At 72.8% G+C, this 21,293-nt stretch carries 21 protein-coding genes, 1 tRNA gene and 1 pseudogene; 8 read left to right on the top strand and 15 right to left on the bottom strand.

Annotation, left to right across the window (positions count from 1 at the left end; translation table 11 throughout):
• Positions 1-11: 11 nt before the first annotated feature.
• Complete coding sequence (locus ABZT87_RS01395) at positions 12-1,154, bottom strand: cystathionine gamma-synthase (protein WP_355132865.1); 1,143 nt, start codon at positions 1,152-1,154, stop codon at positions 12-14.
• A gap of 137 nt (positions 1,155-1,291) precedes the next feature.
• Between ABZT87_RS01395 and ABZT87_RS01390 the strand changes: the two genes are divergently transcribed.
• The 4 genes from ABZT87_RS01390 (at position 1,292) to ABZT87_RS01375 (ending at position 4,250) form a co-directional block, all read left to right on the top strand.
• Complete coding sequence (locus ABZT87_RS01390; protein WP_355132863.1) at positions 1,292-1,714, top strand: HIT family protein; 423 nt, start codon at positions 1,292-1,294, stop codon at positions 1,712-1,714.
• Positions 1,715-1,788: 74 nt separating this feature from the next.
• The gene (gene msrA / locus ABZT87_RS01385; protein WP_354854188.1) at positions 1,789-2,451 is read left to right on the top strand and encodes a peptide-methionine (S)-S-oxide reductase MsrA; all 663 of its coding nucleotides are present in this window, start codon (positions 1,789-1,791) and stop codon (positions 2,449-2,451) included.
• A gap of 363 nt (positions 2,452-2,814) precedes the next feature.
• Positions 2,815-3,744: a ribonuclease Z gene (locus ABZT87_RS01380; RefSeq protein WP_355132861.1), complete on the top strand. Its 930-nt coding sequence runs from the start codon at positions 2,815-2,817 to the stop codon at positions 3,742-3,744.
• Entirely contained in the window at positions 3,741-4,250 is a 510-nt protein-coding gene (locus ABZT87_RS01375; RefSeq protein WP_355132859.1) for a GNAT family N-acetyltransferase, read from the top strand. Before ABZT87_RS01380 ends, ABZT87_RS01375 begins: the two co-directional genes overlap by 4 nt.
• 232 nt (positions 4,251-4,482) lie before the next feature.
• On the opposite strand, the gene ABZT87_RS01370 is transcribed toward ABZT87_RS01375, so the two are convergent.
• Together ABZT87_RS01370 and ABZT87_RS01365 are read right to left on the bottom strand one after the other, a co-directional pair.
• The gene (locus tag ABZT87_RS01370; protein WP_355062980.1) at positions 4,483-5,853 is read right to left on the bottom strand and encodes a cystathionine beta-synthase; all 1,371 of its coding nucleotides are present in this window, start codon (positions 5,851-5,853) and stop codon (positions 4,483-4,485) included.
• A gap of 72 nt (positions 5,854-5,925) precedes the next feature.
• Positions 5,926-6,282, bottom strand: a complete 357-nt coding sequence (locus ABZT87_RS01365) for a YkvA family protein (protein ID WP_354854181.1) — start codon at positions 6,280-6,282, stop codon at positions 5,926-5,928.
• Between the two features lie 150 nt (positions 6,283-6,432).
• Here ABZT87_RS01365 and ABZT87_RS01360 point away from each other — a divergent pair.
• The 3 genes and pseudogenes from ABZT87_RS01360 to ABZT87_RS01350 form a co-directional block, all read left to right on the top strand.
• Positions 6,433-7,505, top strand: a pseudogene (locus ABZT87_RS01360) (SGNH/GDSL hydrolase family protein); the annotation flags it as partial.
• Positions 7,482-8,294 carry an SGNH/GDSL hydrolase family protein gene (locus tag ABZT87_RS01355; RefSeq protein WP_355133668.1) on the top strand — a complete coding sequence of 271 codons (813 nt, stop codon included), beginning with the start codon at positions 7,482-7,484 and terminating at the stop codon, positions 8,292-8,294. The pseudogene ABZT87_RS01360 and the gene ABZT87_RS01355, both read left to right, overlap by 24 nt.
• A gap of 78 nt (positions 8,295-8,372) precedes the next feature.
• The gene (locus tag ABZT87_RS01350; protein WP_354854179.1) at positions 8,373-9,635 is read left to right on the top strand and encodes an acetyl-CoA C-acetyltransferase; all 1,263 of its coding nucleotides are present in this window, start codon (positions 8,373-8,375) and stop codon (positions 9,633-9,635) included.
• A 7-nt stretch (positions 9,636-9,642) separates the two neighbouring features.
• Here ABZT87_RS01350 and ABZT87_RS01345 read toward each other — a convergent pair whose 3' ends face one another.
• The 4 genes from ABZT87_RS01345 to ABZT87_RS01330 all read right to left on the bottom strand — a co-directional run bounded on the left by ABZT87_RS01345 (position 9,643) and on the right by ABZT87_RS01330 (position 11,912).
• On the bottom strand, positions 9,643-9,963 hold the full coding sequence (locus ABZT87_RS01345) for a hypothetical protein (RefSeq protein WP_354854177.1): 321 nt from the start codon (positions 9,961-9,963) through the stop codon (positions 9,643-9,645).
• A gap of 46 nt (positions 9,964-10,009) precedes the next feature.
• The gene (locus ABZT87_RS01340; RefSeq protein ID WP_355132857.1) at positions 10,010-10,768 is read right to left on the bottom strand and encodes a Bax inhibitor-1/YccA family protein; all 759 of its coding nucleotides are present in this window, start codon (positions 10,766-10,768) and stop codon (positions 10,010-10,012) included.
• 136 nt (positions 10,769-10,904) lie between these two features.
• Entirely contained in the window at positions 10,905-11,720 is an 816-nt protein-coding gene (locus tag ABZT87_RS01335; protein WP_354854173.1) for a Bax inhibitor-1/YccA family protein, read from the bottom strand.
• A gap of 111 nt (positions 11,721-11,831) precedes the next feature.
• Positions 11,832-11,912, bottom strand: a tRNA-Leu gene (locus ABZT87_RS01330).
• Between the two features lie 101 nt (positions 11,913-12,013).
• Between ABZT87_RS01330 and ABZT87_RS01325 the strand changes: the two genes are divergently transcribed.
• Positions 12,014-13,873, top strand: coding sequence for a hypothetical protein (locus ABZT87_RS01325; RefSeq protein WP_355132855.1), 1,860 nt, complete (start codon positions 12,014-12,016; stop codon positions 13,871-13,873).
• Positions 13,874-13,931: 58 nt separating this feature from the next.
• Here the strand turns inward: ABZT87_RS01325 and ABZT87_RS01320 are convergent, their stop codons facing one another.
• The 8 genes from ABZT87_RS01320 to ABZT87_RS01285 all read right to left on the bottom strand — a co-directional run bounded on the left by ABZT87_RS01320 (position 13,932) and on the right by ABZT87_RS01285 (position 21,258).
• Positions 13,932-15,263, bottom strand: coding sequence for an NAD(P)/FAD-dependent oxidoreductase (locus tag ABZT87_RS01320; RefSeq protein WP_355132853.1), 1,332 nt, complete (start codon positions 15,261-15,263; stop codon positions 13,932-13,934).
• 103 nt (positions 15,264-15,366) lie between these two features.
• Positions 15,367-15,930: a hypothetical protein gene (locus ABZT87_RS01315; RefSeq protein WP_355062975.1), complete on the bottom strand. Its 564-nt coding sequence runs from the start codon at positions 15,928-15,930 to the stop codon at positions 15,367-15,369.
• Positions 15,931-15,949: 19 nt separating this feature from the next.
• Positions 15,950-17,392: a DUF58 domain-containing protein gene (locus ABZT87_RS01310; RefSeq protein ID WP_355132851.1), complete on the bottom strand. Its 1,443-nt coding sequence runs from the start codon at positions 17,390-17,392 to the stop codon at positions 15,950-15,952.
• Complete coding sequence (locus tag ABZT87_RS01305) at positions 17,392-18,399, bottom strand: MoxR family ATPase (protein ID WP_354854163.1); 1,008 nt, start codon at positions 18,397-18,399, stop codon at positions 17,392-17,394. The genes ABZT87_RS01310 and ABZT87_RS01305 overlap by 1 nt, the downstream gene beginning before the upstream one ends.
• Positions 18,396-18,986 carry a hypothetical protein gene (locus ABZT87_RS01300; protein ID WP_355062971.1) on the bottom strand — a complete coding sequence of 197 codons (591 nt, stop codon included), beginning with the start codon at positions 18,984-18,986 and terminating at the stop codon, positions 18,396-18,398. Before ABZT87_RS01300 ends, ABZT87_RS01305 begins: the two co-directional genes overlap by 4 nt.
• 22 nt (positions 18,987-19,008) lie before the next feature.
• Complete coding sequence (locus tag ABZT87_RS01295) at positions 19,009-19,746, bottom strand: DUF4129 domain-containing protein (protein ID WP_355133666.1); 738 nt, start codon at positions 19,744-19,746, stop codon at positions 19,009-19,011.
• A 92-nt stretch (positions 19,747-19,838) separates the two neighbouring features.
• A complete protein-coding gene (locus ABZT87_RS01290; RefSeq protein ID WP_355062969.1) occupies positions 19,839-20,579 on the bottom strand; it encodes a uracil-DNA glycosylase in 741 nt (246 codons plus the stop codon).
• A complete protein-coding gene (locus tag ABZT87_RS01285; RefSeq protein ID WP_355132849.1) occupies positions 20,572-21,258 on the bottom strand; it encodes a dienelactone hydrolase family protein in 687 nt (228 codons plus the stop codon). The genes ABZT87_RS01290 and ABZT87_RS01285 overlap by 8 nt, the downstream gene beginning before the upstream one ends.
• Between the last annotated feature and the right edge of the window lie 35 nt (positions 21,259-21,293).

Here is a 21,293-nt window from a genome sequence, read left to right as displayed (position 1 = left end):
CTCCCCAGCGGTCAGCCCAGCGCCTGCTCCAGATCGGCGAGCAGGTCGTCGACCGTCTCGATGCCGACAGACAGTCGCACGAGATCGCCGGGAACTTCAAGCGGCGAGCCGGCAGCACTTGCGTGTGTCATCCGGCCCGGGTGCTCGATCAGGGATTCCACGCCGCCGAGCGACTCGGCGAGCACGAAGAGCTTCGTGCGGTTGCAGATCTGGACGGCGTGGTCCTCACCGCCGGAGGCGCGGAACGAGATCATGCCGCCGAACCGACGCATCTGCTTCGCGGCCACCTCGTGACCAGGGTGCGAGGGCAGCCCGGGGTAGATCACCTCGGCCACCTGGGCGTGCCCGTCCAGGTACGCGGCGAGCCGCTCGGCGTTGTCGCAGTGCCGGTCCATGCGTACCCCGAGGGTCTTGATGCCGCGCAGTGTGAGCCAGGCGTCGAACGGGCCGTTGATCGCGCCCATCGCGTTCTGGTGGTAGCGCAGCTCCTCGCCGAGCCCGGCGTCGGCGACGACGAGCGCGCCACCGACCACGTCGGAGTGCCCACCGATGTACTTGGTGGTGGAGTGCACCACCACGTCCGCGCCGAAGGCGATCGGCTGCTGGAGGTACGGCGAGGCGAAGGTGTTGTCGACAACCAGCAGCGCGCCCGCGTCGTGCGCCACGGCGGCCAGGGCGGCGATGTCGGCGATGCCGAGCAGCGGGTTCGTCGGCGTCTCCACCCAGACGATCTTCGTCCGACCGTGCTGCACGGCGGCCCGGACCGCGGCCGCGTCGGAGACCTTGGCGGGGGTGAACTCCAGGCCCCAGCGCTGGGCCACCCGGGCGAAGAGCCGGTAGGTGCCGCCGTACGCGTCGTCCGGGATGATCACGTGGTCGCCCGGCTGGCAGACGGCCCGCAGCAGGGTGTCCTCCGCGGCCAGGCCGCTGGCGAAGGCGAGGCCCACCGGCCCGCCCTCCAGCGCGGCCAGGCACTCCTGGAGGGCGTCGCGGGTCGGGTTGCCGGAGCGGCTGTACTCGTAGCCGAGCCGGGGCGCGCCGACGGCGTCCTGGGCGTACGTGCTGGTCTGGTAGATCGGCGGGATCACCGCGCCGGTGCGGGCCTCAGGGTCCTGACCGGCGTGAATGGCGAGCGTCTCGAAGCCGTGACTCATTCTGGTGAGGCTAGTGCCCCCGTCCGGCGGGCTGGAACGGAACCCGCGCTCCGGGTGGGGACGGGCCTGTCCGGCCCGGCCCCCACGTGCCGGCCAGGGGGCGGCGGGCCGGTCAGCCGGCGACATAGCCTGGGGCGATGAGCGGGTGCGTGTTCTGCGGGATCGTGTCGGGTGACGTGCCGGCGTTCCGGGTCGCCGACGAGCCGGACGGGGTGGCATTTCTGGACACCCGGCCGGTGTTCAAGGGGCACGTGCTGGTGGTGCCCCGGGCGCACCTGGTGACCCTGGCCGAGCTTCCGGCCGACCTGCTGCCCGGCTACTTCGCGCTGGTCCAGCGGCTGGCGGTGGCGGTGGAGGCCGCTCTGGGGGCGGGTGGGACGTTCGTGGCGGTGAACAACAAGGTGTCCCAGTCCGTCCCGCACCTGCACACCCACGTGGTGCCGCGAACCAAGGGCGACGGGCTGCGGGGTTTCTTCTGGCCGCGCACCCGGTACGCCGACGACACCGACGCACAGACCTACGCCGACCGGATCGCCGCCGGCCTGGGTGGCGGGGCCTGAGTCACAGTGGCACGGGTAAGGAAGAAAGACCCACCGGTGTTACACGCTGGGAGAGGTACGAGAGGAGTCCCACCGTGTTCCTGCGCCGTATGAACGCCGAGATGATTTCGCCCGAGCAGGCCCTGCCGGGCCGGCCGATCGCCATGCCGGTCGCCGACCGCCACGAGGTGCTGGGCACCCCGCTGAAGGGCCCGTTCCCGGAGGGTCTCCAGGTCGCCGTCTTCGGCATGGGCTGTTTCTGGGGTGCCGAGCGGCTGTTCTGGACGCTGCCCGGCGTCTACACCACCTCCGCCGGCTACGCGGGCGGCATCACCAAGAACCCGACGTACGAGGAGACGTGCTCCGGCCGGACCGGGCACGCCGAGGTCGTCCAGGTGGTGTACGACCCCAGCAAGATCACGTATGAGGACCTGCTGAAGGTCTTCTGGGAGAACCACGACCCGACCCAGGGCATGCGCCAGGGCAACGACGTGGGCACCCAGTACCGGTCGGCGATCTACACGACCAATGACGAGCAGCGGGCCATCGCGGAGTCGTCCCGGGACGCCTTCCAGCCGATCGTGAGCCGGGCCGGCAAGGGTGAGATCACCACCGAGATCGCCCCGCTCGGCAGCTACTACTTCGCCGAGGACTACCACCAGCAGTACCTCGCCCCGACCAAGAACCCGAACGGGTACTGCAACCACGGCCCGAACGGGCTGAGCTGCCCGGTCGGCGTGGCGCGTACCGCTGGCTGACCCACCTGCTTGAGCGCGATGCCCGGCCGCCGACGAGGTGGCCGGGCATTCCCGTCTGGCCCTGTGATCGAAATCCGTTGCCGCGCCCGGCGAGAACTCGATAACGTGGCCGTACACGTGAAAGGAGGTGGTCCAGACTTGTATAGCAATCGGACTCGTGAGGTGGCTGTCAGCTAGCCGCTGTCCTCGACAGTGATCCGTCCGCCGCGAGGCGGGCAACCAGTACGACCGTCGAGACCGTGTGGCAGCGGTGCGGCGAATCCACGACAGCCACCCGACCCCCGGGGTGCCGGCCAAGTCCAGCCGGCCCGCGCGACAGCGCGGAGCGCCCCGGGGGTCGCTCCATATCTGTGGGAGATCAGCGTGTCGATGCGCGAGCTGGTGATTCTCGGGACGGCCAGCCAGGCCCCCACCCGGCAGCGCAACCACAACGGGTACGTGCTGCGCTGGGACGACGAGGTGATCCTCTTCGACCCGGGCGAGGGCAGCCAGCGGCAGCTCCTGCACACCACGGTCACCGCGACCGACCTGACCCGGATCTGCGTCACGCACTTCCACGGCGACCACTGCCTCGGCCTGCCCGGCACCATCCAGCGACTCTCGCTGGACCGGGTGTCGCATCCGGTCGCCGTGCACTTCCCGGCGGGCGGCGCCGAGTACTTCGCCCGACTGCGGCACGCCACCTCCTTCTACGAGACCGCCGAGCTGGCGGTCACCCCGATCGAGACCGACGGTCAACGGATCGCCCTGAGCTGCGGCACGCTGGAGGCCCGCCGGCTGCGGCACCCGATCGAGACGTACGGCTATCGGCTGGTCGAGCCGGACGGCTGCCGGATGCTGCCGGAGAAGCTGGCCGCGTACGGCATCGCCGGTCCGGCCGTCGGCGCGCTGATCCGCGACGGGCACCTGGACCTCGACGGTCGTCGCGTCACCCGCGACGAGGTGAGCGTGCCCCGGCCGGGGCAGCGGTTCGCCTTCGTGATGGACACCGGCCTGTGCGACGGGGTGTACGCCCTGGCCGAGCACGCCGACCTGCTGGTCATCGAGTCGACCTTCCTGGAGTCGGAGGCCGCGCTCGCCGCCGAGGTCGGCCACCTGACCGCGGCGCAGGCCGCGCGGGTGGCGACCGAATCGGGGGTACGCACGCTGGTGCTCACGCACTTCTCGCAGCGTTACCCCGACCCCCGCCGGTTCTTCGACGAGGCCCGCGGGCATTTCGACGGCGACCTGGTCATCGCCGAGGATCTGACCACCGTGCAGGTCCCGCCGCGCCGGGTAGCCTCGGCCGGATGACCGTCACGCTCCGCCCCGCCACCGACGACGACCTGATGGGGATCGGCGCCCTGCACCAACGCTCCCGGGTGGCCGCTTACTCGTCGTTCCTGCCGGCGGAGGCGCTGGCCGAGCCGACCGGGGAGGCGATGGGACGGTACTGGACCGAGCGGTGGGCCTGGGAGCGCGACAACCACCGGCTGACCGTGGCGGAACGCGTCGGCGTGCTGGTCGGCTTCAGCTACGTGGGCCCGGACGACGAGGACGACCCGGCGACCGGACTGCTCAACGCGATCCACCTGGACCCGGCCGAGCAGGGGCGGGGCACCGGCCGCGCGTTGATGGTGGACGCTTTGGACGCCATGCGGGCGCGGGGCTGGCAGCGGGCGGTGCTCTGGGTGCTCCGCGACAACGCCCACGCCCGCGCCTTCTACGAGCGCGGCGGCTGGACCCCGACGGGAGCGGAACGCGAGGAACACATGGGCACCGCCCCCGCGCCCCAGCTCCGCTACACCCGCCCCCTCTGACGCCCTGCTGCCCGACGATCGTGCGTTTCGTGGGGCGCTCGCCCACGTGCGGTTCGTGCGGCGTCCACCCCGCCCCGCCCTGCCTCACGGCCTTTGCTCTGCTTCAACATACGCAACACCGAGTGTCCGGTAATCGGACACTCGGTGTTGCGTGGAGTGAAGCAGAGCAAAGGACCGGCAGAGGTGCCCGTGCCGCCCCGGAGGCGAGCATGCGGACAGGCGGGGGCGAGAACTAGTGGGCGCCGAGGTGAGCCAGGAGGTCCTGGCGGGTCAGGACGCCCTTGGGCTTGCCGTCGACCAGGACCAGCGCGGCGTCGGACTTCTCCAGCAGGCCGACGGCCTCGCTCACCGGCTGGCCGCCACCGATCATCGGCAACGGGTCGCCCATGTGCCGCTCGATGGTGTCGTGCAGGTGGGCCTGACCGGTGAACAGCGCGTCGAGCAGATCCCGCTCGGCGATCGAGCCGGCGACCTCACCGGTCACCACCGGCGGCTCGGCCTTGAGCACCGGCAGCTGCGAGACGCCGTACTCACGCATGTAGTCGATCGCGTCCCGGACCGTCTCGGTCGGGTGCACGTGCACCAGCTCGGGCAGGCCGCCCGGCTTGCTGGCCAGCGCGTCGGCCACCGTCGGCTCGTGGCCGGAGTTGTCCAGGAAGCCGTACCGGGCCATCCACGAGTCGTTGAAGATCTTGGAGAGGTAGCCGCGACCGCCGTCGGGCAGCAGCACCACCACGACGTCGTCCGGGCCGGCCTTGCGGGCCACCTCCAACGCGGCGACCACGGCCATCCCGCAGGAGCCCCCGACCAGCAGGCCCTCCTCGCGGGCCAGCCGCCGGGTCATCTCGAAGGACGCCTTGTCGGAGACCTCGACGATCTCGTCGGCCACACCCCGGTCGTACGTCTCCGGCCAGAAGTCCTCGCCGACGCCCTCCACCAGGTACGGCCGGCCGGTGCCGCCGGAGTAGACCGAGCCCTCCGGGTCGGCCCCGATGACCCGCACCCGCCCCTCGGACGCCTCCTTCAGATACTGCCCGATGCCGGAGATCGTCCCGCCGGTGCCGACGCCCGCCACGAAGTGCGTGAGCCGGCCCTCGGTCTGCTTCCACAGCTCCGGGCCGGTCGTCTCGTAGTGCGAGCGCGGGTTCGCCGGGTTGCTGTACTGGTCGGGCTTCCACGCGCCGGGAATCTCGCGGGTCAGCCGGTCGGAGACGTTGTAGTACGAGCGCGGGTCCTCCGGCGCGACGGCGGTCGGGCAGACCACCACCTCGGCGCCGTACGCCCGCAGCACGTCCTGCTTGTCCTGACTGACCTTGTCCGGGCAGACGAAGACGCACTTGTAGCCCTTGAGCTGGGCCACCAGGGCGAGCCCGACGCCGGTGTTGCCGCTGGTCGGCTCGACGATCGTGCCGCCGGGCCGCAGCAGGCCCGCCGCCTCGGCGTCCTCGACCATGCGCAGCGCGATCCGGTCCTTGACCGAGCCGCCCGGGTTGACGTACTCGACCTTGGCGAGCACGGTGGCCTGGATGCCCTCGGTGACGTTGCGCAGGCGGACCAGCGGGGTGTTGCCGATCATGTCGACGACGTTGTCGTAGTACTGCACGGTGTGCCCTTCGTTGCGGCGCCGGCGACGGCGGCCGGGCAGACGTATCCTCGCCGACCAGCGTACGTGCCGTCAGGGCACCAGCCCCCCGGGGATGACCGAGCTGCGTCGGGCCTCCCATTCGAGGAAACGGTCGGTCTCGGCGAGCACGCTGCCGGCCAGCCAGGTGATCATCACCGCGTCGTCGGCCAGCCCGAAGATCGCCAGTGGGATCTCCGGCAGCAGGTCGATGGGCGAGACGATGTACGCCGTGGCCGCCGTCATCAGGGCCAGCCGGAGGCCACCGTCGTACTCCCCCCGGGTCGTGGCCCGGATCATCCGGGGCAGCGCCGCCAGTCGGCTGCCCAGCGAGGGCCCGCCGCGCGCCCCCGCCGCCAGTGCCCGCGCCAGGGCCGTGAACGCCGCGCTGCGCTTCAGTGTCTTCCCCATCGTCGCGCTCCTCTCCGCCGGATCAGCGTGGCGGGTCGGCGCAAGTCGGCCGGCCTCCACCGGACAGGTACCCCGTCTCGTCGGTTTCCAGGCACTCCCGAGCCGGGACGACGACAGCGGCGTGTCGGGCCGGCGCGATAATGTCGGCATATGGGGGTCGCTGGTTCTGTCGTACCCGTTGGTCCGCGCTGGCGGCAGGCCTGGCGGATCGCCCGGCTGGCGGCTATCGGGACGGGCGCGACCGCGGCGGCCGCGATGGCGACCGGCGGGGTGCTGCTCGGCCAGGCCCGCCAGGCCCGGCGCACCATCCCGATGGCCGAGGCCCCGCCGCCGCGCTGCGACGGGATGTACGGCGCGAAGTTCCCCGGCCCCCCGCTCACCATGGTCGTGCTCGGTGACTCGTCGGCGGCCGGCTACGGGGTGCACCGCCGCCGGGAGACACCGGGGGCGCTGCTCGCCACCGGGCTGTCCCGGCGTTTGCACCGGCCGGTCCTGGTGCGCCGTTTCGCGGTGGTCGGCGCCATCTCCGCAGCGCTCCGGCACCAGGTGGAGGCGGCGTTGGAGTGCGCGCCGGACATCGCGGTGATCCTGATCGGCGGCAACGACATCACCAACCGCACGCCGCGCGGCCTGGCGGTGCGCTACCTGGTCGAGGCGGTCCACGCGCTGCGCGACGCCGGTTGCGAGGTGGTCGTTGGCACCTGCCCCGACCTCGGCGCGATCCGGCCGATCCAGCCACCGCTGCGCTGGCTGGCGCACCGGTGGAGTCGCCAGCTCGCCGCCGCCCAGACGGTGGCGGTGGTCGAGGCGGGCGGCTCGACGGTGTCCCTCGGCGACCTGCTCGGCCCACGGTTCGCCGCCGAACCGCACCGAATGTTCGCCTGGGACCGGTTCCACCCCTCCGCCGAGGGGTACGCGATGGCCGCCGCCGCTCTGCTGCCGACGATGCTCTCGGCGCTCGGCTCCGGGCCGGAGCGACGGGCCACACTGGCGCGGGGCGAGGGCGTACGGTCGCTGCCAAAGGCCGCGCAGGAGGCGGCCCGGCACGCCGGCACCGAGGTCAGCGGCACCCAGGTCCGGGGCCGCGACCGAGGACCGGCCGGCCGGTGGGCGCAGCTGCGTCGCCGGGCGTTCTTCGGTGTCAACACGGTGCCGCAGTCCGGCTCCGCGACGGACACCTCGACAGTGGAGGGACTGGCATGAACGAGCGCAGCGAGCGGGGCGTGACCGCCGGTCTTCCCGGCCGCCTGGGTCGGGCGGCGGCGCTGTCGCTGCTCGCCGGCACGGTGGGCGGCGCCGCCGTCCTGGCCGGTGAGGCGTTCGTCGCCCGGCACCGGCGCTACGCCGAGCCGGAGCTTGGGCTGGCGTTGCGGGCGACGATCGGCCGGGCCGACGCCGCGCCGCTGCGGCTGGTGCTGCTCGGTGACTCGTCGGCGTTGGGCGTGGGCGTCGACCGCCTCGAGGACACCATCGGCGGACAGTTGGCCAACCTGCTCGCCGAGGGCCCGACCGGCCGCCGGGTGCACCTGTCCAGCGTCGGCGTCTCCGGGTCCCGCTCGACGGACCTGGCCACCCAGGTCGCCCGGGCCCTGCTCGGCGAGCGGCCCGACGTGGCGCTGATCCTGATCGGCGCGAACGACGCCACCGGGCTGCGCCGGCCCGCCGACGCGTCCGCCTATCTCGGGGCGGCGGTGCACCGGCTGCGGGAGGCGCGCGTCGAGGTGGTGGTGGGCACCTGCCCCGACCTCGGCGCCGTACGCGCCATCGCGCCGCCGCTGCGTCAGCTGGTCGGCTGGTCCGGGCGGCGGATGGCCCGCGCGCAGACCACCGCGGTGTTGGAGGCGGGCGGTGCGGTGGTCGACCTGGCCACCGAGACCGGGCCGGTCTTCCGGGCCGACGCGGGGACGCTCTGCCACGACGGCTTCCACCCGTCCGCCGACGGCTACCGGGTGTGGGCGCACGCCCTGCTGCCGGCCGTCGCGGCCGCGGCGGCGGTCGCCTCCCGGCGCTAGAGCACGCCCGGCCGGGGTGACATTTCCCGCCGCGCCTGCTTCTTCCGTGCCATGTTACCGGCGGGTTAACGTTGGCTCATGCCGATTGAGTCGTCCCGCGACGCCGTCATCGTCGCTACCGCCCGCTCCCCCATCGGCCGGGCGCACAAGGGGTCCCTGCGCGATGTCCGCTCCGACGACCTCGCCGCGACCATCGTCCAGGCCGCGCTGGACAAGATCCCCGAACTCGACCCGACCACCATCGACGACATCTACCTCGGGTGCGGCCTGCCCGGCGGTGAGCAGGGCTTCAACATGGCCCGCGTGGTGGCCACCCTGCTCGGTCTGGACACCGTTCCCGGCGCCACGCTGACCCGCTACTGCGCCTCCTCGCTGCAGACCACCCGGATGGCGCTGCACGCGATCCGCGCCGGCGAGGGCGACGTGTTCGTCTCCGCCGGTGTCGAAATGGTCTCCCGCTACGCCCGCGGCAGCTCCGACGGGCTGCCTCCCGAGGCGCAGGCCCTCGTCGGCGGCGGCTGGGAGAACCCGCGCTTCGCGGCGGCCGCTGAGCGCTCGAAGCGCCGCGCGCAGGGCGGCGCCGAGGTCTGGACCGACCCGCGCGAGGCCGGTGAGCTGCCGGACATCTACCTGACCATGGGGCAGACCGCGGAGAACCTCGCCCAGGTGTACGACGTGACCCGCGCCGACATGGACGAGTTCGGTGTGCGCAGTCAGAACCTCGCCGAGAAGGCCATCGCCGACGGCTTCTGGGCCCGGGAGATCACCCCGGTCACCACGCCGGACGGCACCGTGGTGAGCACCGACGACGGCCCCCGCGCAGGCGTCACCCTGGATGCGGTGGCCGGCCTGAAGCCGGTGTTCCGTCCGGACGGGCGGATCACCGCGGGCAACTGCTGCCCGCTCAACGACGGCGCCGCCGCCGTCGTCGTGATGAGCGCCCAGCGGGCCGAGGAGCTGGGCCTGACCCCGCTGGCCCGGATCGTCTCCACCGGCGTGACCGCGCTGTCGCCGGAGATCATGGGTCTCGGACCGGTCGAGGCGTCCCGGCAGGCGCTGCGCCGGGCCGGCATGACCATCGACGACGTCGACCTGGTCGAGATCAACGAGGCGTTCGCCGCCCAGGTGATCCCCTCCTACCGGCAGTTGGGCATCCCGGAGGAGAAGCTGAACGTCATGGGCGGCGCGATCGCGGTCGGCCACCCGTTCGGCATGACCGGCGCCCGGATCACCGGCACCCTGCTCAACGCGCTGGAGTGGCACGACAAGACCATCGGTCTGGAGACCATGTGCGTCGGCGGCGGCCAGGGCATGGCCATGGTGCTCGAACGCCTGAGCTGACCCGACGTCAGAGCGCGCCGCGGGTCGCCGTCACCTCGGCGGCGGCCCGCGCCAGCGCCTCGGCGTCGGCCCCGGCGGCCAGCAGGTCAGCCGTCACCACCCGCAACTGGTCGGGTAGGGCCAGGTCGTTGTCCAGCCGGGGCACGGTCCGGCGGGGCTGTCCCTCGGCGTCGGCGGCCAGATTGGCGATCTCCTGCACCAACCGGTGCATCAGGTCGGCGCGGGGCACGTTGCCGGTGGTCGCGGCCGCCGCCCAGCGCGGCTGCTCCCAGTGCCCGACCTGGCGGACCAGCAACTGCACGGCCCGCTCCAACTCCGCTGCGCTCATCGCCGCCGAGTCTACGGCCGGCGCCGACCCCGACATTCCGGGCCACTCAGCGGCGCAGGTAGCTGAGCAGCCGTAGCAGCTGCCAGTAGAGGAAGACCAGGCCGGTGAGCAGGCCGAACGCGCTCAGCCACGCGTACCGGCGGGGTCGGCCGTCGCGCACCGAGCGCTCGACGAGGTCGAAGTCGAGGATGAAGCTGAACGCACCGGCGATGATCGCCACGACCGAGAAGGCGTACGGCAACCAGCCGACCTCCCCGCTGACGCTGTAGACCGCCAGCCCCGGCCGTCCGGAGATCAGGTACGACACCAGGTTGACCACGCTGAGCACGGCGATACCGAGCAGCGTGCCGATCACCAGGCGGGCCAGCCGGGGCGTCGCGCGGATCACCCGGGCCCGGTACAGCGCCGCCATGCCGAGGAAGACGCCGAAGGTGCCGGCCACCGCCTGCACCACGATCCCGGGGTAGACCTGCTGGAAGGTCCGGCTGGCGACCCCCAGCAGCAGCCCCTGGAGCACCGCATAGCCGATGATCGGCACCGGGTTGGTGATCCCCCGCAGCGAGATGACCAGGACCAGCACGATCGAGGCCAGGGCGCTGCCGGCCAGGGCCGCCCCCAACCACACCGCGTCGGGCACCACCGCCCAGGACACCGCGGCGGCCGCGCCGGTGAGCAGGAGCAATCCGACGGTACGCACCACCACGTCGTCGACGGTCATCGGCTCGACGTCGCGGGAGCTGACCACCCGGGACTCCAACCGGCCGGTCTCGTCCAGCCGGTTGAGCACCGGGTTGTTGCTGCGCACCGTCGCCTCCTTCGCCCGCGTACCCCTCGCAGTCACTCTGCCCCGGACGGCCCGGCGGCGGCGGCGAAACGGCGCGGACGACGGCGCCCGCCCCCGCGAGAGCGGGAGCGGGCGCCGGTCAGCGGGACGGACGAGATCAGTCGTCGCCCTGGAAGTAGCTCAGCAGGCGCAGGATCTCGATGTAGAGCCAGACCAGGCTGACCAGGATGCCGAACGCGGCCACCCAGGAGTAGCGCTGGGGCAGGCCCATCCGGACGCCGTCCTCGATCTCCTTGAAGCTGAGCACGAAGCTCAGCGACGCGACCACGATGCAGACGAGGCTGAAGCCGATGGCGAGCGGGCTGCCGTCACGCAGACCCGTGTTGATGCCGAACAGCGCCAGCACCAGGTTGATCAGCATGACCGCGGCAAGGCCGATGATCACCGAAGTCATGACCTTGACGAAGACCGGGGTGGCCCGGATGATCTTCGCCTTGTAGATCATCGTCATCACGAAGAAGATGCCGAAGCTGGCCACGGCGGCCTGGAGCACGATGCCGTCGTAGGCGGACTCGAACGCCTTGCTGACCATGCCGACGAAGACACCTTCGACGACCGCGTACGCGATGACGAGCGCCGGGTTGGCCATCCGGGAGAACGAAATGATCAGGCCGAGCACCAGGCCGACGACCGCCGCGCCGATCCAGGCGGTGCCGACCAGCGCGTCGGGCACGAGCACCCAGGCTGCCGCGGCGGTGATGCCGAGGATGCCGAACAGCGCGACCGTCTTGACGACCACGTCGTCGACGGTCATCGGTGCCACGGCGGGCGGTGCGGCCGGGTAGCCGGCCTGGGACGGGTACTGCTGCGGAATGCCGGGCTGTCCGTACGGCCCGGCCGGTGCGTACCCGGCGGAGCGCTCCCGCTCGGCCGCCTGGCCGAGCCGGGCGAGCACCGGGTTCGAGGTCTTCACTGTCTGGCCTCCCTCAGGGGGTCGTTTGCACGTGAACGTGCACCCCAAGAGTAAACTGCCCGGCCCACTCCTGGTGATCACGATGGGAACGCGGACGCCGTGGCGGCTGGGTGCCCGGGGCGGGGGTCGAACCCGCACGCCTTTCGGCAGCCGCTTTTAAGGCGGCCGTGTCTGCCGTTCCACCACCCGGGCGGGTGGCACCCGCGCGCCGACACGCACGGTGCAGTGTCACCGTAGCCGGTCCGCGGCGACCCGGCGTACCCCGCCGGGCTGGCCACATTAGGGTCGATGCCGTGAGCAGCGCAGCCCCAACGGCCCCCGACGCCGCCCCTGACCAGGTCTTCCGTCTCGACGATCAGGTCAGCCGCCGACCCCGGGCCGTCCGGCTGCTGGCCGCCGTCCGCCGCCACCGGGCGGATCTGCTGATCGCGGTGGTCTGGGTGGCGCTCGCCGGCTGGCTGACCCACGGCCTGTGGCCCGACCCGGGTGGGCGGACGTTGGCGCTCAACCCCGAGGACCAGACGCTCTACGAATGGTTCCTGGCGGTCGACGCGAGGGCGCTGCTCGGCGACTTCCACCTGCTCACCGACCGGCTCAACGCCCCGGACGGCGTCAACCTGATGGCCAACACCACTGTCATCGCGCTCGGCGTCGTCTGCGCGCCGATCACCCTCCTGCTCGGCGCGCCCACCACCTTCGCGCTGCTCGCCGCCGCCAACCTGGCCGGCACCGCCCTCGCCTGGTACCTGCTGTTCCACCGGACGCTGCGCGCCCACCGCCTCGCCGCCGCGCTCGGCGGCGGGTTGTGCGGCTTCGGCCCGGGCATGATCTCGCAGTCCAACAGCCACCTGCACATGACGGCGCAGTGGCTGGTGCCGGTGATCGTCTGGCTGGTGCTCCGGCTGCTCCGCGCGTCCGACCCCGGCCCCACGACACCCGACGCGACGGGCCGCGCCCGATCGGTCGGCCCGGACCGACGACGGATGATCAGCTCCGCTGCCGGGCTGGCCGCGGCCGTCACCGCGCAGGTCTTCATCGGCGAGGAGGTCCTCTTCCTCTGCGCCGTCACACTGCTGGTGATGGCGATCAGCTACACCGTCGCGGACCGGGACCTCGCCCGGCGCGCTCTGCCCGGATTCGCCGGCGGGCTGGCGATCGCCGCCGGCCTGGCGCTGCTGGTGCTCGGCTACCCACTGTGGTTCCAGTTCGCCGGGCCGCAGGGCGTCGCCGACGGGATGTTCAGCCCGGCCTACTTCTCGGCCGACCTCAGCAGCTGGTGGGCGGTCTCCCCGTTGTCGGTCGCCGGCAGCGACGAGGCGTCCCGGCTGACCACCGGCCCCGCCGAATACAACACCTTCCTCGGCTGGCCGCTGCTGCTGGTCACCGCCGCCTGCGCGGTCTGGGCCGGCCGGCGCCGGCTGGTGCTCGCCTGCGTGGTGGCGGCGCTGGTGATGGGCGCGCTCTCCCTCGGCCCGGAGGTGGTGCTCGGCGGCACCCGCACCGCGCTGCCCGGCCCGTACGCCCTGCTGGCCGGGTTGCCGGTGGTGGACGGCGCGCTGCCGATGCGGTTCGGCCTGGCGCTGCTCCCGATCGTGGCGACGGTGCTCGTCGTGGCCGTCGACCGGGCACTGCGCGGCACCGGCCGGGCGCGGCGGCTGGTGCCGCTCGCCGTCATCGCAGCCCTGCTGCCGATCTTCCCGACCCCACTGCCGACCGCCGAGCGGCCCGCCGTGCCGGAGTTCATCACCGGCGGGCACTGGCGGCAGTGCGTCCGCCCGGGCGGGGTGCTGGTCCCGGTGCCACTGCCCACCCCCAAGGAACCGTGGCCGATGCGCTGGGCAGCCGCCGCCGACGCCGGGTTCGGCCTGCCCGAGGGGTTCTTCATCGGCCCGTACGGGCGCGGTGGCACCGCCGCCATGGGCACCTTCAAGCAGCCCACCTCGGCTTTGCTGGCCGACGTCGCCCGCCGCGGCGACCAGCCGGCCATCGGCGACGAGCAGCGCCGGCAGGCCGCCCGGGACGTCGACTTCTGGGGCGCGTCCTGCGTGGCGCTGGCCGACGACGCGCCGCACGCCGACAGCCTGCGGGCGACCCTGGAGCAGTTGTACGGCCCGGCCACCCGCATCGCCGACGCCTGGATCTGGCGGGTCTGACGCCGAGTATCGCGAAAGGGCCCCTCCTGAGCAGGAGGGGCCCTTTCGTCCAGTTTGCTCAGACGGGCGGCGCGCCCACCGGCTGGGATGCCTCGACGAACTCCTCGCGCGGGTCGTGCAGCTGGCCCAAGGCGACGACCTCACGCTTGAGGAAGAACGCCAGCGACCAGTCCACCACCACCCGGACCTTGCGGTTGAACGAGGGGATCCGGCTCATGTGGTACGTCCGGTGCATGAACCAGGCCGGCCAGCCGGTCATCTTGATGCCGTACACCTGGGCGACGCCCTTGTGCAGGCCGAGGCTGGCGACGCTGCCGGCGTGCTTGTGCTTGTAGTTGACCGGCTCGCGGCCGCGGATCACCGCGACGATGTTGTCGGCCATCCGCGCCGCCTGACGCACCGCGTGCTGCGCGCTCGGCGAGCAGAAGTTGCCCGGTTCCTTGGTCAGGTCCGGCACGGCGGCGCAGTCACCCGCGCTCCACGCGCCCTCGATGACCCGGTCACCGTCGACCACCTGGAGGGTGGGAATGCAGGTGACCCGCCGGCGCTCGTCACGCGGGAAGTCCGTCGCGTCAAGCATCGGCGACGGCTTCACGCCGGCCGTCCAGACGATCGTGTCGGACCGGAAGCTGTCCCCGTCGGAGAGCTTGACCACCCCGTCGACGCAGGACTCCAGGCGGGTGTCCAGCCGGATGTCCATGTTGCGCTTCATGAGCTGCTGCACCGTGTAGGCGCCCATGTCCCGGTCGACCTCGGGCAGCACCCGCTGGGTGGCCTCGACGAGCACCCAGCGCATGTCCTCCGGCTTCAGCTCCGGGTAGTAGCGCAGGGCATCCCGGGCCATGTCCTCCATCTCGGCGAGCGCCTCGATGCCCGCGTAACCGCCACCGACGAACGTGAAGGTCAGCGCCGAGCGGCGCACCTCCGCATCCGGGGTCACGGCCGCGACGTCCAGCCGGTCCAACACGTGGTTGCGGAGGTAGATCGCCTCACCGATGGTCTTGAACCCGATGCCCTGTTCGTGCAGGCCCGGAATCGGCAGCGTCCGGGACACCGAACCCGGCGCGACGATCACGTGGTCGTACGCGATCTCCCGGGCCGGGCCGACGATCGGCTGCACGGTGGCCACCTTGCGGTCGTGCTCGACCCGCGTGACCGTTCCCGCCACCACCTTGCACCGGCGCAGCTCCCGGCGCAGCGGCACCACGGAGTGCCGGGGGGAGATGTTCCCCGCCGCGGCCTCGGGCAGGAACGGCTGGTAGGTCATGTGGGGCTGGGGGTCCACGACGATGACCTCAGCCTCACGGGAGCTGAGCTTCTTTGACAGGCGCAGGGCCGCGTAGAGACCGACGTGCCCGGCACCCACCACAAGGATCCGCTTCGGATTCACGTCATCTATCTTTCCCCGCCGGGCTCAGGTAATCCCGCTCGCGCCCCCCATCTGTGACGGAACACAACCCCTGTGACCTGCATAACTCTGTCGCCTCAGGGGTTCACCTACGCCGCAGCAGCCAACCCAGCAACGCGACGAGACCCACCGCCACCACCAGCCCCAGCACGGTGACCCACTGATGACCGGCCTCCCCGCCCAGGCCCGCCGCCTGCAACAGCAGCACCCCCAGCACGGCCGTACCCAACAGCACCGCCGCCACCCGCAGCAACCACCGGGTGACCAGCTCCGGATCCACCATCGCGTCGTACGGCAGCAGCGCCGCCAGCGCGCACAGGGAGTGCCCCAGGTACAACAGCGCAGCGACGGCGAGCAGCCGCCACAACGCCACCGGTCGGCCGTATCCGTCGGTGGCGAGCAGCCAGCCGCCGGCCATGACCAGCGCCACGAAGGTCGGCCACAGCCGCCGCGGACCCACCGCGGGCAGCAGCGCCGCCACCGCCAGGAGCAGCAGCGGCCGACCGGTCAACACCTCGGCGGGAAACGCCAGCGCCAGCCCGGCCAGCGCGGTGACGAAGATCGCGGCCCGGACCATCAGCGGAACGGCACTGATCCGTGCAACAGCATCCTGAGCAGCCCGCACCCGCCCGGTGATCGCGTCGATCATCTGCCCACACCCTCGATCCTCACCGGGAACCGACCCTTGGGGCCGTCGCCAGCCGCGCCACGTCCCGCAGCACCTGGTCCAGGCTGCCCGCGCCGGCCCAGCGCACGACGGGCACGCCGTGCTCCCGGAGCTGCCCGATCATGGTTTCCCGGTCCAGCCGCCACAGGCGGTACGCCACCTCGGCCCAACCCCGATCCTTCGGCGGCGTCAGGTTGGCCGGCAGCGTGTCGACCGCCACCACGAACCGGCCGGAGCGGGCCAGCCGCGCCAGCATCTGCGCCGACCGCTCGTCCAGCAGCGGGGTGAGGACCACCACCAACGCGTCCGAGGAGAGCTGCTGCGGGCCGAAGACCTGGTCGTACGGTTCGTGCTGGGACGCTTCGGCGCGCACGTCGAGCAGCCACTCCAGGACGGTCAGGTACTGCCGGCGGCCGGCGGCCGCGCGTAACCGGCGGGCACCCGGCCCGTACTCCACAAGCGACACCCGGTCGCCCCGGTGCAGGTAGTGCTCGGCGATCGCCGCGGTGGCCCGCACTGTGGTGTCCAGCACCGAGGCGGAGCCGTCCACGCCGCCGGAGCGCCCCGCCTCGGCGAGCACGTCGAGCAGCACCACCACCTCGGCGTCCCGGTCGGAGAGGGTGGCCGCCACGTGCAACTGCCGGGCGCGCAGCGACACCCGCCAGTCGACGCGGCGGAGCCGGTCGCCGGGGGCGAAGATCCGTACGCCGGCCAGCTCGCCGCCCTCACCGGGCCGGCGGGAGTGGTGCGCGCCGACCAGGCCGGCGGCGCGGGGCATCGCCTCCACCGCCTCGAACGGTTCGGTGCGCGGATAGACCCGCACCCCGACCGGCTCGGTGAACACCGCTCGGGAGACCAGCAGGCCACCCGCCGTGGCGACCCGCGCGCCGGCCGGACCGACCGGGTGCCGGCCCCAGCGCAGAGCCCGGCCGGCCAACTCGAGGTCCACCGCCGCCGCGGCGGGCACTGAGGTCACGAACGGCCGATCGGCGACGGAGCGGCCGGTGCGGGCGGACGCGCCGGCAGCAGGCGGGGCGTCGGCGGGCGGGGCGTCGTCGGCCGGGCCGGTGCCGGCGAAACCGGCACGGGTGATCCGCAACCACGGCGAGACCCGGGACCGCAACACCACGAGGTCGTAGTCGACCGCGTCCGGGTTGCCGACACTGACCGCGGCCGACACCTCGCCACCCTCGACGAGCGGTCCGTCGTCCCCGGCGGTGATCCAGACCTGCGGCAGCGTCGTGGGCCGGCGGCGCAGCGCGTACGCGGTGCCCAGCGCGAACGGGGCCGCCAGCACGACGAGATCGACCCGCCCCAGCAGGACCCCCGCCACCAGCAACAGGCCGGCGAGCAGCACCGCGCGGCCGAGCGCCGGGGTGGGCGCCCAGCCGGCGGCCGACTCCGGCTCGGTGGATCGCGGCGCGGGCGCGGTCGGGCCGGTCATCAGCGCCGGAGCCCGCCGGCGGCGTAGCTGGGCAGCGCACCGCTGGCCGGGGCGGGCGTGGCCTCCAACACCTCACCCACCACGAAGGCCGGGTCGACGCGGCGCAGCCACATCTCCGGGCGCAGGGTGATCCGGTGGGCCAGGGCGGGCGCCGCCACTTCCTTGACGTCCTCCGGCACCACGTAGTCCCGGCCGCCGAACACCGCGCGCACCCGGGCCAGCAGCAGCAGCGCCAACGAGCCACGCGGCGAGGCGCCGACCAGCACCGACGGATGTTCCCGGGTGGCCGCGGTCAGCGACACGATGTACCGGCCGATGGAGTCCTCCACCACCACGTCCTCCAGGGCGGCCTGCATCGCCCGCAGGGTGGCGGCGTCGACGACCGGTTTGATGTCCGCCTCCTCGCGGCGGCGGCCCATCCGACGGCGCAGCACCTCCCACTCCTCCTCGTGCTCCGGATAGCCGAAGGAGACCCGCAGCAGGAACCGGTCCAGCTGCGCCTCGGGCAGCGGGTAGGTCCCCTCGTACTCGATCGGGTTGGCGGTGGCCAGCACGTGGAACGGCTCGTCCAGCTTGTACGTCACGCCCTCCACCGAGACCTGCTTCTCCTGCATCGCCTCCAGCAGCGCGGACTGGGTCTTCGGCGGCGTCCGGTTGATCTCGTCGGCGAGGAGCAGGTTGGTGAAGACCGGCCCGGCGCGGAAGGTGAAGTCGCCGTTGCGCTGGTCGTAGAGGAAGGAGCCGGTGACGTCGGCGGGGAGCAGGTCCGGGGTGAACTGGAGCCGGCGGAAGTCCAACCCGAGCGCCTGGGCGAAGGAGCGCGCGGTGAGCGTCTTACCCAGGCCGGGCAGATCCTCCAGGAGCACGTGCCCACCGGCCAGGATCCCGGCGAGGACCAGCTCCAACGCGTCCCGCTTGCCGACCACGACGGTGCCGACCGCGTCCAGGACGGCCCGGGCCAGGCGACCGACCTCGGCGGCGGGCATGCTCCGGTCCACGTCGTTCATGAGATCTTCTCCAGTTCGGCGACGATCACCGCGAGATCGCGCGGCGACGGGGGGCGGCGGGGCGGGGATTCCAGGAACGTCCACAACCGATCGCCCAGCAGGGCACGGGCACGGGTCGGATCCGACTCGCGGGTCACGGCGTGCTTCAGGCGCAGCCGCTCGTCGGCCAGTTCCGCGAGCCGGGGCAGGATGACCCCGGTGAAGCGTTCGGGTCGCGTCGTGGACCAGTCCAGCGGGAGTTCCCAGCCGTTGATGGCGGCGCGCAGCGCGTCCCGGGCACCCCAGTTCCAGGTGCCGTCGTCGTCGTACTGGTGAAGCGGAGGACGGGACCTCGCCGCCGGTGGCGGCGCGAGCGCGGCAGCGACCCGGCGCACCGCGGACACCGCGAACACACCGGCCACCAGGATCACCAGCGACACCTGCAGACCGACCGCCCGCAGACCGACGACCAGCACGGCGACCAGGGCGGCGTTGCCGGCCAGAGCCCGGAAGACGCGCCCGGCGCGGCCACCCCGCTCACGCTCGGCCTGCCTCGGCCGCTCCTCCTCGAAGGTGAGCAGGTCGTCGATGCTGGCACTGCCGCTCACCGTCGCACCGTCCCCAGCCCGTTCACGACGGCACCTCGGAAGCGCCAGTCGTCACGATGGTGAGTTCACCGCGTAGCCGCCGCAGCGCGGCGCGGGCCTGGTCGCGGGTGCCCTCGTCGACCTCACGCGTGGCGTACCGGGCCTCGCGGTAGACGTGCGCGAACTCGGCCAGCACGTCGGCGCTGACGATCGCCGGGACCCCGGTCGACGGGTCACCCCGCAGCAGCCGGGTGACCAGGTCGGTCGGGGTGTCGCCGGGATGCCGGGGCACACCGGCCGCGGCGGCGGCCTCCTCGAGGCGTACCCAGCAGGCGATCACCGCGACGCGGGGATCGGTGGCCTGGTCGTCCAGCTCCACCAGGCCGGCGTCCAGGGCGGCGACCACTTCGCGGGCGGTGCCCTCGGCCGTACGCCGGGCCCGCTGCGCCGGCAGCGCCCGCGAGGTGCGGCGCAGCGCGCCACGGAGCAGGAGCCAGCTGAGATAACCCAGCACCGCGAGGATGGCCAGCCCGAGCAGAGCCATCGCCACGGTGGCGATCCACTGCGGGATGTGCGCCTGGGTGGCCTCGCCGGCGTCCCTCGGCTCGACCGGGATCGACGGCGGCGGCGACGGCATATCCGTCGGGTACTCGGGCACCCAGGGGACGTTCTCCGCGGCCGGCGGGATCTGACTGGCGCCGATCGACGAGTGCGCCGAGGCCAGTGCGGCGGCCGCGAGCAGCGCCGCCACCGCACCCACCGGCCACCACCGGCGCAGCAGGCCGAGCACCGGGCGGACCACACCCGACCCGGCGACCGGGGACGGCGTGGGCGGGCGCGTTCCGTTCGTCATCGCCACCACCCCACGCGTTCTCAGTCCACTTCGGCCAGCTGCTTGGCCCGGCCGAAGACATCGTCCAACATCCCCGGTGTCAGCCGCCCGGTGAAGGTGTTCTGCTGGCTGACGTGGTAGCAACCGAGCAACTCCGGCACGGCCGCGCCGGACCAGTGTGCCCCATGACCGAACGCCGGTCGCGGGCTGGGCGGGCGCTGCCCGTACACCTGGCGCAGCACCGGCCACCACGCGGCCCAGGCGAACGCGCCCAGCGCGACCACGACGCGCAGGGTGGGCCGGATCAGCGTGACCTCGCGGTGCAGCCAGGGCGCGCAGGTGTCCCGCTCGTCCGGGGTTGGTTTGTTGTCCGGCGGGGCGCAGCGGACGGCCGAGAAGATGCGGGTGTCGCGCAGCGCCAGCCCGTCGTCAGCGGCGACGCTGGTCGGCTGGTTCGCCAGCCCGGCCCGGTGCAGGGCCGCGAAGAGCACGTCGCCCGAACGATCGCCGGTGAAGATCCGGCCGGTGCGGTTGCCACCGTGCGCGGCGGGCGCGAGCCCGAGGATGGCGATCCGCGCGTCGGCGGGGCCGAAGCCCGGCACCGGTCGACCCCAGTACTCCTGGTCGCGGAAGGCGGCCCGCCGGGTGCGGGCCACCTCCTCCCGCCACCGGACCAGCCGTGGACAGGCGAAACAGTCACTGACCGCCGCGTCGAGGTCGGCCAGGTCCGTCGCCCGCGCGGCGCGGGCGACGACCTGGTCGGGCGTACGCGGCTCAGCCAAGCTTGGCCCGGAAGAGTTCGAGGGTACGGGCCCAGGCGCTGGCGGCGGATCGCTGGTCGAACGCCTCCGGCCGGTCGTCGTTGAAGAACGCGTGCGAGGTGCCCGGGTAGTCGTAGAGCTGGCAGGTGCCGCCGGCCTCCTCGATGGCCCGGCGTGCGGTCTGCACACCCTCGGCGGCCGAGGTGCCGTCCTCTTCGGAGCAGTGGATGACGGCCGTCTTGCCGGCGTAGTCGACCCAGTCGGGGCGCATCGACTCCCAGGGCAGCACGGGATAGAAGCCGGCGGTGGCGACGATCCGCTCGGAGAGGGTCGCCGACCAGAGGGCGAGGCTGCCACCGGCGCAGAAGCCGACGGCGCCGACCTTGCCGGTTACCTCCGGCCGCCCCGCGAGGTAGTCGGCGGCGCTGGCGATGTCCTTCGCCGCCTCGTCCATCCGCATCGCCAGCAGCAGACGCTGCGCTTCGTCCGGCTCGCTGGTGGTCTCACCGTGGTAGAAGTCCGGGGCGAGGGCGACGAAGCCGGCCTCGGCGAACCGGTCCGCGACCGACCGGATGTGCGGGACTAGACCCCACCGCTCCTGGATGACGATGACGGCGGGGCTGGCCGTGCCGCTGGCGGGTATCGCGAGATACCCCTCGCTCGTACCCCCGTTGCTGCGGTAGCTCACCATGTCGCCCATCGGCCGTCCTCCTAGCGGTCAGTCATCGTTGGCTG

It is taken from the genome of Micromonospora sp. NPDC005237, from assembly GCF_040607775.1.
Lineage (GTDB): Bacteria > Actinomycetota > Actinomycetes > Mycobacteriales > Micromonosporaceae > Micromonospora.
This window is presented reverse-complemented; position numbering and strand designations above follow the sequence as displayed.